The 12,184-nt window shown below is 49.8% G+C and carries 12 protein-coding genes and 1 pseudogene; 1 reads left to right on the top strand and 12 read right to left on the bottom strand.

Annotation, left to right across the window (positions count from 1 at the left end):
• From liaG to OVA33_RS08445, 8 genes are all read right to left on the bottom strand, one after another.
• Positions 1–870: a LiaG family protein gene (liaG, locus tag OVA33_RS08480; protein WP_063637060.1), complete on the bottom strand. Its 870-nt coding sequence runs from the start codon at positions 868–870 to the stop codon at positions 1–3.
• Positions 871–975: 105 nt separating this feature from the next.
• Positions 976–1,653 (bottom strand): stress responsive protein LiaH, encoded by a 678-nt coding sequence (gene liaH / locus OVA33_RS08475; protein WP_007410057.1) that lies wholly within the window; start codon positions 1,651–1,653, stop codon positions 976–978.
• 13 nt (positions 1,654–1,666) lie between these two features.
• Positions 1,667–2,047 (bottom strand): hypothetical protein, encoded by a 381-nt coding sequence (locus OVA33_RS08470; protein WP_063637061.1) that lies wholly within the window; start codon positions 2,045–2,047, stop codon positions 1,667–1,669.
• Positions 2,048–2,213: 166 nt separating this feature from the next.
• Complete coding sequence (locus tag OVA33_RS08465; protein ID WP_014418851.1) at positions 2,214–3,482, bottom strand: MFS transporter; 1,269 nt, start codon at positions 3,480–3,482, stop codon at positions 2,214–2,216.
• A 164-nt stretch (positions 3,483–3,646) separates the two neighbouring features.
• Positions 3,647–4,216, bottom strand: a complete 570-nt coding sequence (locus OVA33_RS08460; RefSeq protein ID WP_063637062.1) for a cob(I)yrinic acid a,c-diamide adenosyltransferase — start codon at positions 4,214–4,216, stop codon at positions 3,647–3,649.
• Entirely contained in the window at positions 4,213–5,439 is a 1,227-nt protein-coding gene (locus tag OVA33_RS08455) for an ABC transporter ATP-binding protein (RefSeq protein ID WP_063637063.1), read from the bottom strand. The genes OVA33_RS08460 and OVA33_RS08455 overlap by 4 nt, the downstream gene beginning before the upstream one ends.
• Complete coding sequence (locus OVA33_RS08450; protein ID WP_063637064.1) at positions 5,436–6,482, bottom strand: FecCD family ABC transporter permease; 1,047 nt, start codon at positions 6,480–6,482, stop codon at positions 5,436–5,438. The genes OVA33_RS08455 and OVA33_RS08450 overlap by 4 nt, the downstream gene beginning before the upstream one ends.
• Positions 6,445–7,389, bottom strand: a complete 945-nt coding sequence (locus OVA33_RS08445) for an ABC transporter substrate-binding protein (protein WP_017418938.1) — start codon at positions 7,387–7,389, stop codon at positions 6,445–6,447. Before OVA33_RS08445 ends, OVA33_RS08450 begins: the two co-directional genes overlap by 38 nt.
• 187 nt (positions 7,390–7,576) lie before the next feature.
• On the opposite strand from OVA33_RS08445, the gene OVA33_RS08440 reads away from it, so the two are divergent.
• Complete coding sequence (locus OVA33_RS08440; protein WP_063637065.1) at positions 7,577–8,368, top strand: SDR family NAD(P)-dependent oxidoreductase; 792 nt, start codon at positions 7,577–7,579, stop codon at positions 8,366–8,368.
• A gap of 51 nt (positions 8,369–8,419) precedes the next feature.
• Here OVA33_RS08440 and OVA33_RS08435 read toward each other — a convergent pair whose 3' ends face one another.
• The 4 genes and pseudogenes from OVA33_RS08435 to rsoA form a co-directional block, all read right to left on the bottom strand.
• Positions 8,420–9,298, bottom strand: a complete 879-nt coding sequence (locus OVA33_RS08435; protein WP_063637066.1) for an SMP-30/gluconolactonase/LRE family protein — start codon at positions 9,296–9,298, stop codon at positions 8,420–8,422.
• Between the two features lie 63 nt (positions 9,299–9,361).
• Complete coding sequence (locus tag OVA33_RS08430) at positions 9,362–11,104, bottom strand: HAMP domain-containing sensor histidine kinase (protein WP_021494020.1); 1,743 nt, start codon at positions 11,102–11,104, stop codon at positions 9,362–9,364.
• Complete coding sequence (locus OVA33_RS08425; protein ID WP_003151779.1) at positions 11,101–11,820, bottom strand: response regulator transcription factor; 720 nt, start codon at positions 11,818–11,820, stop codon at positions 11,101–11,103. The genes OVA33_RS08430 and OVA33_RS08425 overlap by 4 nt, the downstream gene beginning before the upstream one ends.
• 172 nt (positions 11,821–11,992) lie before the next feature.
• Positions 11,993–12,180: pseudogene (gene rsoA, locus OVA33_RS08420) on the bottom strand (sigma-O factor regulator RsoA).
• Positions 12,181–12,184 lie beyond the last annotated feature (4 nt).

Genomic DNA, 12,184 nt, shown 5'->3' with positions numbered 1-12,184 from the left:
CTATTGCAGTGCAATATTGCCGCTCGTCACTTTTATATCAATCGGCCTGGCGCCGCTGCCTTTCATGCCGGTGAATGCCCCGCCGTCCTTACTCGTTTTCTCAAAGGAATAAGACGGCTGAATCCTTCCGCTTGCCGTCTCGGCGTTCACCGTAAAACTTCCGTCTTTCGGCAGGCTGATCGCTGCGCTGCCGCTCGCAAGCCTGACGGATACGGGAGCATCCGCCGTCTCAAGCGAGGCGTCGACACTGCCGGAAGCGACCCGCACGTCAAGGGCGCCCGCCGCATGTTGAAGCCCGACATGTCCGGAGGATAAGCGGATAGCCCCCGTTTTTGACGCAAGGCCTGCTGCTGTGAGGTTGCCCGACAGCCCCTTCGCTTCAAACACATCCGTCTTCACGTGCTTCAGCGACATATTCCCGCTTACAGAACGGACACCGAGGTACGCAAGAGACAGCCCCTTGTTTCCGTCAATGGCAATGCTGCCGTTTGATGTATGGACGGTGATGTCCCGATGATAATCATACGGAATGCGGACAATCAGCAGAGGGCGCTGAAAGAGATTCAGAAATTGGAACCCTTTCTCCTTCGCTTTAAGATTGAGGGTCTTTCCCCTGTTTTGGACAAACATTTTCCCCGCCGGTCCCGTCATGTTTGCCGCGATATCATTCCGCGCTTCCGCGATGATTTTCACATCCGTCTGTTCCGATGAAACCGACAGGCTGTTGACGGCACGCGGCGGTATGCTTGCCGATTCCGCTTCTGTTTCGTACAGCGGAAAAAAACGCCCGGCAAACACTTCTTTCACCAAAAACAGACAGCAGATCAGAACGGACGCCGCCATCAGTCCTTTGGCAATCTTACGCTTCATTACGTTCCATCCTTTTTCATTCATTTTATTATAAAGGAAAAGCCGGAGAATTGATACGTGCGTATAGGGAAGAGGCGTAAACGCGCCGATCTTCCCTTGTGCACATTATTCATGAGCCGCTTTTTGACGCTCTGTTTTTTCCAGAGAAAGCGAGCGCATTTTTTCAATCTCAGCTTCCACCTCATCTGAATATTGGGAGCGGCTGTATTCTGTGTTCGCCTCAGCTGAAGTGCCGTATTTGACGCGGACTTCCATTTCTTCAATGCGGCTTTCCATTCGAAGGAACTCTCTGTAGGCGCTTTCGCTGTCAATTTTGTCGAAAGAAGCGTTCATATGTTCCTTCGCATTTGCCGCGTTCGCGCGGGCGATGAGCGCCTGTTTTTTATCCTTTACGTCGCGGAGGCGCGTTTCTAAAGTTTCCAGCTGCTCTTTCAGCTCTGCCAGCTGTGTTTTCGCCTGCTCATACGCTTTTTCATGTTCGGCCGCTTTTCCCTCAAGGTATTTCATTTCAGTCAGCGCCTTTTTCGCTAGCTCCTCTTCCCCGGCGTCAAAAGCAAGCTGAGCCTGGTTTTTCCGTTTTGCCGCCGTTTCGGAGGCGTCTTCCTGTTTTTTCTTAAACTGATGAACGATCGTGTGCTGTTTGACAATCGTTTGTTTCGCCTTGGCGATGTCACTTTCCATATCACGCACATATTGATTCAGCATGACTTTCGGATTTTCTAATTTATCAAGCCCTTCGTTAACAGATGCGACGAACATATTTCTTATTCTTTTTAAGACCATTTTGTCTTCCTCCTTATTTTTTCTTCAGAAATTCTTCCCATTCAGAGTCAAATCCGGATTGATAGCCCGGTGATGCCGCTTCCGGTTCATACTGGCAGGAAGCGGTGTCTGAGCCGCCCTGCTTCATCATCTTCCACCCGAAATACACCATGGCGCCGGCCAGTCCGATCGCAACGATAAATGGAAGAGAACCGACGAGAATCATAGCTCCGATGACGCCCGCGATGATACCCGATACCGCCCGGCCTTTTGAAAAACGTTTGATTCCCCAGTAAAGCATCAGCCCTCCGATCGCCAGCGGGATGATAAATGCGAAATGGCCTCCTCCGAAAAAGACAGAAAGTCCGAACACAATCAGCAGAAAGCCGCCTGCCGTTTTACCATTTATATTCATGCAGATCCTCCTTTCGTTTTCCTTGTCTTTACTATAAACAAATCCCGCGGCCGGCAAAACGAGTCAGAGATTGATTTTCATATCAGACCGGGGTCGTATAAGCCCCCGGACCTTCGCATAAAAAAACGCCGCTGCACCGGACGGCGCAGGGCGTTTTACGAAAAATCTATATTCTGATGCTCGCTTCTTTTTCCCTGATGAGATCTGAGCGTTCGGCTTTGGCCAGCTTCGTAAAGAACAATATTCCGAGACCGGACAGGACTTCAACGAGACCGCCGGCGGCAATGACTTTTCCGGGACCGAAGGCGTTAGCCGCATATCCGCAAAGAACCGCGCCGAGCGGAATGGATATGTTTGAAATCATATGGATGACAGCATAGACTTGCGGCTGGTCATCGTGGTCCACAGACGTCTGAATAATCGTATATTCCGGCACATTAATCGCGCTGACGGCAGATCCGAACGCAAACGCGGCGAGGAAGACGAGCGGCAGAAAAGTGTTGAGGCCGGTAATGAAAAATGCCGCTCCTTCTATGATTCCCGCTGACACAAACAGGAGACCGTATTTGTTCACCTTCACCTTAGCCAAAATAAAACCCATTAAAAAGGCTCCGCCCGTTCCTGTCGCTTTCAAAAGCGAGTAGATGATCGGCGGCATGTTTAAATCTTCGGCGACATAAACGGCAGAGAGCGCCTCCCACGGAGCGGCCGCAAAATTCATGAAGATACAATAGATGGCGAGCGGGTATAAAATCTGGTGTTTCCTGACCAGAACGAAACCCCGTTTGAGCCTTCCGAAATACGTCCCGCGCTGTCTGACGGCGACGGTATCCTGTTTGGCATGCCGGACTTGGTATGACATAAAGAGTACGAGAAAACCTGATAGAAGATAGAATATAAGAGCGATAAACAAAGAATAAGCGGGACTGATAAATGTTAAGAACACCCCGCTCAGCGTAATGGCGGCAAGCCTGACGATCTGGCCTGATGACTGGATGACCGCATTCGCTTTCTGCAGGCTGTTTTCTCTGACAATATTGGGGATTAATGAGATAGATGCAGGATTATAAGCGGCTCCCGTGGCTGAATGCACAATCATGAGAAGCATGACAAACCATAAAGGAGAAAAACCGTTAAAATAACAGATCGGAATAATCAGCACGACCGCCGCGCGCGTGAGGTCGGAGAAATACATCCAGAATTTCAGCGTATGCTGCTTCATAAAAGGCCCGGTAATCGGCGCCAGCATCGCCTCCGGAAGGAACGTGACCGCAATGAGCAGGGACGTGCCGATCGCGCCTTCCCCGTCAAAAATCAAAAACCATAGAATGGAATTAAAGGCAAAACCGTCGCCTGACAATTTAACCAGCCTTGAGATAAACAGAAGGGTGAAATTTTTATTCCAGATGCTCTCGCTCTTATTATATGTATCCATCTATCAAATCCCCCATTATTTTACAATGTTTCTTATAATATCTCATTTTTTAATTTTTCAGTCAATAATGCATAAGATACATTTTCCTTCTGTCAATAAAGGTTCAATTGATGGATATCTCTATAAAAAAACAGCCGGCTTGCTGCTGCCGGCTGAACAAAACGTTATTCATCATCACGGAATACCGCGGCGCTTCTTTCATACTCTATATCCTGAACGCCCTGTCTTGCGTTAACTGCTCTTGCCGCCGCGAAAAAATAATCAGACAGGCGGTTCAAGTAACGCATCACCGTATCGTTTATCTCTTCTGTTTTGCCCAGTTTCACGACGAGACGCTCAGCCCGTCTTGTGACGGTCCGCGCAATGTGAAGCTGAGCAGCCGCCTTATGCCCGCCCGGAAGAATAAATTTCTCAAGCGGGGGCGCTTCAGCCGTGTAACGGTCTATACAGTCTTCCAATGCGGAAATAGATGTCTCTCTTAATGTATAGTTTCTATGTTCAGTGACCGTCGCCAAGTCGCTGCCGCAGTCAAACAGCTCATGCTGAATGTTTCGGAGTTCGGCTTTCACATCACCGCAATTCTCACAATCATCTAGCTCCGCAAGCGCAAGCCCGATAAAGCTGTTCAGCTCATCAATCGTCCCGTAGCTTTCAACCCGCAGACTGTCTTTATCCGTTCTGCCGCCGATCAGGCTTGTCTGTCCTTTATCACCGGTTTTCGTATACAGCTTCATCGTTGTATTCCTCCTTCTTCCGCCGCTTTTACACATGCCGCGGTTCCTCTTCTGACGGCTCTTTCCGCGTGAGGGACGTCCATTGCCTCTCCTGTCTGCAAGGCACAAATGACAATGTCGCCTTTTGCCTGTCTGCCGGAAAGGGCCTGCATTCTCGCTTCAGCCGCTGCCGTTAACAGCCGTACAAATCCCTGTTCCGATAAACGTCCGCTGATCAGCACCCAAACGGTATGCTGCGCAGTCACGGCAATTGTGACCGAATCAAACGTACGGCAGATCAAACCAGCGGCCGCTGAGCCGGAAAGCCGGCGGCTCCACGAAAATCCCGGGCCGTCAGATGCGGTTGACAGCATTCTGAACGGCCGTTCTGTATGAAGCGTTACGGTATTTCCGCTTTTGTTTATCAAAGAGGCGAACGGAACGTTGACAGGCTCTCCTTCCTTCCACGCTTCCGGCATGAAAGCGATCAGCGGTTTCGGCGACGATTGCTGGGCAACAGCGCTGACAGTGATACCGTAAATGTCTTCAATCGTCTCTTTTTTCAAAGCCTGATCCGGCGTCTGCTTCGGAAAAGCGCGTCCGTCTTTCATCATCAGGAGCTGATCACAATATTGGCCTGCGGCGTTTAGGTCGTGAAAAATACTGATGACCGTCAGGCCTCTTTCTCTCGTCAGCCGCTTCACCGTATCAAGCAGGTCTTTCTGATATTTGAGATCAAGAAAGGTCGTCGGCTCATCCAGACACAGTACCTCCGGCTGCTGAGCCAGCGCCTGCGCCAGATAGACGCGCTGCCGCTCCCCGCCGCTCAGATTGCGGACGGATTGCTGCGCATATCGGTCGATGCCCGTCATTTCCATCGCTTCCCGGACAATGTCTTCATCATGTTGATCCATCTGTCTGAAGAGTCCTTTTTGATACGGGTATCTGCCGAAGGACACTGTTTCCTTAACGGTAAATGTAAAAGCTTGCTCCGTATGCTGCGGCAAAACGGCCATGATTTTCGCAAGCTCCCGCGGCTTGTATCCGCCGACGGGCCTGCCTGCTACGAGCGCCTCGCCTTTTGACGGAGAGAGCATTCCCGTCAGCAATTTCATCAGCGTTGTTTTTCCCGAGCCGTTCGGACCGAGTATGCCGACAAATTCACCTTTTCCGGCGGTAAAGCTGACATCTTCCACAATCATCCGGCCTCCGTACCCGCCGGACAGGCTGCTCACCCTGATCATAAGCGTTTCCCTCCATGATGCTGGATAAGCAGAATCAAGGCAAATACAGGCGCTCCCGCCAAAGCCGTCATAATGCCGATCGGCAATTCGACAGGCTCAATGACGGTGCGGGAAAACAAATCCGCCAAAATGAGAAACCCGGCCCCCGTCAATGCTGACAGCGGCAGTAAATGGCGATGATCCGTTCCCCATAAGAGCCGTGTCACGTGGGGAATGACAAGGCCGACAAATCCGATCGTCCCCGAGACGGCAACCGCTCCTCCCGTCAGCAGAGATCCGGCGGCGATCATCAGCAGTTTTCTTTTTCCCGTACTGACGCCTAACAGCTTTGCCTTTTCTTCTCCATAAGTCATAATGTTTAATTCTCTGCCATTGATAAGCAGAAGCGCCGTCCCGGCCAGAAAAAAAGGCAGAAACAGCGCGACATAGCCCCAGCCCCTCATGGACACGCTTCCCAACAGCCAGCGGACAATCGGGAGCAGATCATTTCCCGTTAAAGCAATCACAAGCGAAATGAGAGCCCCGAGAAAAGAATTCATGATAATGCCTGTCAAAATGAGCGTCGAAACCGACATCGACGCATGAACGAGGCGGCTGAAAAACAGAACCGCCGCCATAACCGCAATGGCAGCGGCGATGCTGACAACCGGAAGTGTGAACCGGCCGATGACGGGAATCTGAATGCCGAAAAACAAGGTGATAACAGCTCCCGCCGAGGCTCCCGAAGATACCCCGAGTGTATAAGGATCGGCGAGCGGATTTTTCAGAAGTCCCTGAAACGCCGCCCCCGCAATGGATAACGCGGCTCCGACAAGAGCGGCCAGAACGACTCTCGGCAGGCGGATATTGATCATAATATTTACATTCATGGGATCAACAGAGGATGTCCGGCCGATCCCGATCCAAAAAACGTCAGATAAAGGAATATGCAGACTGCCGATTGAAATGCCGAGTGCCGTACAAACGGCTAAAAACAGCAGGCTGACCGTGTAGGCCAGCGGGCGGTTACTTTTTAAACGTTTCAGGATAAACGCTTTCTGCAAGCTTCTCGACCCCTTTGACAAGGCGCGGGCCTGAGCGTGTGACAAGGTCAGGATCAACAGAATAGACATTGTGGTGTTTGACCGCATTGACGGCACCCCAGCCGGCGCGTTTTTCCACTTCAGCGGCCTTTACGCCGTCTGTCGTAATGATGACGTCCGGATTCATTTTGACAATCGCTTCATCCGTCAGCTGCACCCAGCCGGTCTGGCTGCCGGCGGCGTTTTTCGCATGTATATCTTCAAGCATTTCGTTCATAAACGTGCCTTTCCCCGTCGTGTAGCCGTCAGGAGACACTTCGACGAATACTTTCTTTTCGTCTTTTTCAGAAATGGCCGCCGCTTTCTTTTCTATGCCGGAAAGGTCGGATTTCATCGATTGGATCAGCTGATCCGCCTGCTTTTCTTTGCCGGCCGCTTTTCCGATCATGCTGATTGATTTGTACACATCTTGGAACGATTGCGCATCATTGACCGTTAAGACGGTGATGCCCGCATCTTTCAGCTGCTTCATCGCATCGGCGGAAGCGGACATAGAGGACGCGTGGGCAAGCACGAGATCCGGCTTCAGCGCGATGACTTTTTCAGCGTTCACATTCATATCTCCGACTTTCGGTTTTTTTACGGCTTCTTTCGGATATGTATCATTTGTCGTGACGCCTGCGACCTTATCTCCCAGTCCGAGCGCGTATGTAATTTCCGTATTGCTCGGCATGAGGGAAACGATTTTTTCCGGTGCCTGCTTTATGGTTACTTTTTCGTTCGCGGCATCCTTAATGGTTACCGGGAATGCTTCGGTTGAGACGGCTTTTTGTTTGGCCGCGCTTCCTTCTCCCTGTGCGCCGGAACAGCCGGCGATCACAAAGGCGGTGACCAAGAGCGCCGCCCAGACGGCAGTGATCTTCTTCATTCTTTTAACTCCCCCTGATTATGGTAAACGATTGTCTCTTTGACATTCGTATCCTTTTTTCGCAGTAATTATACTATAAGTCTTTAAGGCTTGTATATCCGGCCTTTTTGCATGAAAGCAAATTGTTCGTACACACTAAAATTCATCATGTATACTGTTACACAATGGTGTAAAAAGGAGGATTATCATGGAATTACAGCTTGAACGAAAGCTCGTGTTGATTACAGGATCAACTTCAGGGATCGGAAAAGCCGCGGCAAAAAGCTTTTTAGCCGAAGGCGCCGAGGTGATTGTAAACGGAAGAAAAAAAGAAACTGTGGAACGGACGGTTGAGGAGCTTTCCGCTTACGGAACGGTTCACGGCATCGCTGCGGATTTATCGCGTCAGGATGAGGCGGATGACTTGATCAAGCGCGCCGGCGGAATCGGGGAAGTCGATGTTCTCGTCAATAATCTCGGTTTTTTTGAAGTAAAGGACTTCGCTGAGGTGTCTGATGATGAATGGACTCGGTATTTTGAAGTGAATGTTATGAGCGCCGTGCGCCTGTGCCGGCGTTTTCTGCCGCAAATGCTTGAAAGAAACAGCGGACGGATTTTGAACATCTCCAGTGAAGCCGGTGTCAAACCGCTTGCGCAAATGATTCCGTATTCAATGACGAAAACGGCGTTAATCAGCTTGTCCCGGGGAATGGCGGAAATGACGAAAGGCACAAATGTCACGGTCAACTCCGTGCTGCCGGGACCGACATGGACCGAAGGCGTCGCTTCTTACATGGAAGGAGCCGCAAAGGCTGCCGGAGAAGACACGGACAGCTTCGTCCGGAATTATTTTAAAGTGAATGAACCGACATCATTGATTCAGCGCTATGCAACCCCGGAAGAAGTCGCCAATACGATTGTATTTCTCGCTTCATCAGCGGCTTCTGCCATTAACGGCACCGCACAGCGGGTTGAAGGCGGCATCATCCGCTCCATTTAACACAAAAAAGCCCGGCACAATGGGAACTTCCCCATATGCCAGGGCTTTTTTTTACATCATGCCTGCAAACGGAACCGGCTCCCAGCCACCCGTCTCAAGCTCTGCTGAAAACAGGCCGCCCGCATGCGGCTGCTCAAGTCTTTCGGCTTCCGTCAATTTTTCCGTCGCGGTCGTAATGTATAACGTGTTCAAGTCTCTGCCTCCGAACGCGCAGCAGGTGACGTATTTCGCCGGAACTTCGATAGATGCAATTTCCTTATGCAAAAACGGGTCAATCCGGACGGCACGGCCGCCTCCGAACAGAGCCACCCACAGCATTCCGTCACGGTCAATGGTCATTCCGTCGGGAGATCCTTGCGACTCCGGAAAGCGGTAGACCGTTTTCGGATCTGATACGGCTCCGGTTTCAGGATCATATGAATAACAGACGATTTCCTGCGTCGGAGTATCGATATAGTACATCAGGTTTCGGTCCCGATCCCAATCCAAACCGTTCGAGGTGGAGACCTGGTCTTTTATTTTGGCAAGGCTGCCGTCCGTATTCAGACGGTACAGCGAAGCCTCCTCTTCTTTGCCTTCCATGCTCGTCGTTCCTGCCCATAATCTGCCGGACGGGTCGCATTTTGCGTCATTGAAACGGATATCTTCCCGCATGTCTCTCGGCTGCTTCATCTTCGTCAATGTATCTTCCCGAAGATTGTACAGGTAAAAACCGTCTTTCATCGTCATCACCAGCTCTTCCTTTGAATACAAGGCCAGGGCCGTGACAAATGATTTGAATTTAACGGAACGGTTGATTCCGTCAGCCGGAGTGAAGATATGGAGCTGGCTGCCCAGTATATCCACCCAGTACAGGCATTGCTTGTCCTTGTCCCATAAAGGGCCTTCTCCGATTACTGCTCTCGTATCTGCTCGTAATGCTGCTTCCATGTGTGAACACCTCTTTTGCTTGTCAGTCTTCTATTGTTATTCCCGACAAAGCGGCGTCCAAACTCAATCTTTTTTAAAAAGAATCGTAATCACCGTTCCGGCGCTGATTCTGCTGTTGACATGGATGGTTCCGTTATGAAGGTGTACCAGCTCCTTGGCAATGGCGAGCCCGAGTCCCGTTCCTTCTGACGGACCTTTCGTATTCGTTCCCCGGTAATAACGGTTAAACAGCTGGTGAATCGTTTCGTCGTCCATTCCTCTTCCGTTATCTTTCACCTTCAGAATGAGCTGTTCGGCTGATTCCTCAAGCACGACCCGAATGGCGGTCCCTTTCTTATTATGCTTAACCGCGTTTGCCAGCAGATTCTCCAGAACACGGCGGAACCACGCTTCATCAATGGCGAAAAGAATGTCTTCCTTTTTGGTTTCAAAGGCGATGTCATAGCCTTCCGAGAACGTGTTTTTCGTGAAATCGTTCGTGACGTTTCTGATAAACGGCACGACGTTGATCAGCCGCCGTTCGATCGGGAGGGCCGCGTTTTTGAGGCGGTATGTTAAGTTTAAGTCCTCAATCAGCTTGGACATATATTCTGATTTTTCCCGGACGATCTGCCCCATTTCTTTGACTTCTTCCGGGGTCCAGTCGTATTGCTTCGATTCAAGCATCATGCTGTAGCCGTAAATCGTGCTCAGCGGGGTTTTTAAGTCATGGCTCAGCCCGGCGATCCATTCTTCCCTTGTCGCCTGGATTTTTTCTCTGTTTTTCTTATCCCGCTTCAGCGTGTCGGTCAGCTGATCCATCGATTCGAAAATCTCGGCGAAAAAGCGGAACGGCTGCTTTGTTTTGCCTTTTTTGTTTTTGCTGACCGGCTGTCCTTTGCGGTTCTTTGGCTCTTCAAGCCGGCCCTTTGATAAATTGACGAGCCATTTGATGGTATGAAACAGCGGCCAGCCGAAACGGAAAGAGTACCAGATGGTCAGGATGCAGATCATAAATACCAGGATTCCGATCAAGAGGAAGAGGGTTTTCAACACATTTCTCAAAAATGATTTGTTAAACTCGTGATCGGGGATGTACACGGGGTTCGGCACCGACGCGACCATCCATTTCGTTTTATCGAGTCTTTTAAAAGAAATTTCCCGTTTGTAATTCCACGGCTTGGAACTGTATTTCAGCAATTCAAGCTCATTGACGGTGTTCCGTTCTTTTTTCGTGCTGTTGATATCCCCGAGCAGTCTGCCGCTGTCTTCGAGAAGGTAGACCGCCCCTTTTTCCCGTTTAATATAATCAATCGTGCTTTTTTTATATTGAGAAAGGGAAGCGAGGGATGGCTCCTGTGATTCGATGTAAGTGAGAAGCTGCTCACTGGCGGATTTCCAGCCGAACAGAATCAAATAGGTCTCATCATTTATCGTGACCGTCCAGTAATTCAGCTTGTAGTTGTCAAAATTCCGGTACTGATAAATGGATAAGAGGTCTTTTCTGCTGTAATGGCTCGGGACGTCTTTCGGCACTCTGTACGCATAGTCCGTTTTTTCATTGTCATTAATGATCTGCAGCCAGCCCTTCTGCTTTCTGACCGACATCTTTAAAAACTCATCGACATCCCATGTGCCGTCTTCATTTTTATCAAGCCATGCTTCAAACGAGTCCGCCGTCGCTTTGGTCAGTCCCGCATTGGCTTCCGCTTCGCTGAAACGCCAATCCAAATAGAAGAAAGAAGCGACGGCCAAAACGGACATCAGCAGGATGACAAGCAGCAGCTGTCCGAAAAAGTGGAGCAGAAATTTTCCGCGCATTCTCATGAGCGGGTTCCTTTTTCTCCTTGATCGGGAATAAACCGATAACCGAGGCCGCGCACCGTTACAATATAGGACGGATTGCTGGGGTCTTTTTCAATCTTTTCTCTGAGCTTGCGGATATGCACCATGACGGTGTTGTTGTCGCCGTAAGACGGATATCCCCATACTTTTTCATAGATCTGATCTTTTGAGAGCACCACATCAGGGTGTTCACAGAAATATTGAAGCAGCTGCAGAAGCTGTGCGGAGCAGCTGACGGGCTCGCCCCCGACGATCAGCTCGGCGTTTTGCGGTGAATAGGAAAAATGGCTGTATGAATACGTCTTTACCGCCGTTTTCTCTTCGCGCTTATAGGTTCTCTTTAACGTCGCCCTGATCCGCGCCGCCAATTCGAGCGGATTAAACGGCTTTGTTATATAATCGTCAGCTCCCAATGCAAATCCTGACAGCTTATCCGCATCAGAAGAACGGGCAGTCAGAAAAAAGATCGGAGCGTCGGTATAGTTCCGGATTTCGGTGCATGCTTCAAAACCGGACATGCCTTCCATCATCACATCCAGCACGAGCAGATCCGCGGTTTCATGTTTAACAAACTCGATCGCTTCCTCAGCGCTTCCGGCTGTCTTAATGTTGTGATAGCCTTCTTTGACGAGAACGCGTTTGACCATATCAACGATCGCCTTCTCATCGTCTACAATTAAAATTGACGCATTTTCCACTTGGACGTTCCTTTCTCTTTGTTTTTTTCATCATATCATTATATGGATAAGATTTGGTACTTTTTTAGTGCGGAGGTCTTGCGGGGAAACAGAAAAGAAAAACGAGACCGGACATCTCTTCTCGTTTTTCTCACGTTGTCAGAGCGGAATATCCATCATTCCGCCGCTTTTGTCAGGAGCTTTCATTTATAAGATGAAGAATAAATTCCCAAAAACCCGGCACGTCCTGGCATAACAGCATGTCCGCTTTTTCAACTATTTTAATCTTCAATTCTTGTTCAAGATCTTCTCTTTCCTGGTATGATGTATTGCTCAGTTTTTTTTTATCATTGGCGAAAAACGCGAAATCAAAAGTTCCATTTCG

The sequence above is a fragment of the Bacillus sp. KICET-1 genome, from assembly GCF_027721405.1.
GTDB classification, from domain to species: Bacteria; Bacillota; Bacilli; order Bacillales; family Bacillaceae; genus Bacillus; species Bacillus velezensis.
This window is presented reverse-complemented; position numbering and strand designations above follow the sequence as displayed.

What these genes read in the sequence shown, in the direction of transcription:
- liaG (WP_063637060.1), bottom strand. Translation starts at nt 870, where the DNA reads ATGAAGCGTAAGATTGCCAAAGGACTGATGGCGGCGTCCGTTCTGATC.
- liaH (WP_007410057.1), bottom strand. Translation starts at nt 1,653, where the DNA reads ATGGTCTTAAAAAGAATAAGAAATATGTTCGTCGCATCTGTTAACGAA.
- OVA33_RS08470 (WP_063637061.1), bottom strand. Translation starts at nt 2,047, where the DNA reads ATGAATATAAATGGTAAAACGGCAGGCGGCTTTCTGCTGATTGTGTTC.
- OVA33_RS08465 (WP_014418851.1), bottom strand. Translation starts at nt 3,482, where the DNA reads ATGGATACATATAATAAGAGCGAGAGCATCTGGAATAAAAATTTCACC.
- OVA33_RS08460 (WP_063637062.1), bottom strand. Translation starts at nt 4,216, where the DNA reads ATGAAGCTGTATACGAAAACCGGTGATAAAGGACAGACAAGCCTGATC.
- OVA33_RS08455 (WP_063637063.1), bottom strand. Translation starts at nt 5,439, where the DNA reads ATGATCAGGGTGAGCAGCCTGTCCGGCGGGTACGGAGGCCGGATGATT.
- OVA33_RS08445 (WP_017418938.1), bottom strand. Translation starts at nt 7,389, where the DNA reads ATGAAGAAGATCACTGCCGTCTGGGCGGCGCTCTTGGTCACCGCCTTT.
- OVA33_RS08440 (WP_063637065.1), top strand. Translation starts at nt 7,577, where the DNA reads ATGGAATTACAGCTTGAACGAAAGCTCGTGTTGATTACAGGATCAACT.
- OVA33_RS08435 (WP_063637066.1), bottom strand. Translation starts at nt 9,298, where the DNA reads ATGGAAGCAGCATTACGAGCAGATACGAGAGCAGTAATCGGAGAAGGC.
- OVA33_RS08430 (WP_021494020.1), bottom strand. Translation starts at nt 11,104, where the DNA reads ATGAGAATGCGCGGAAAATTTCTGCTCCACTTTTTCGGACAGCTGCTG.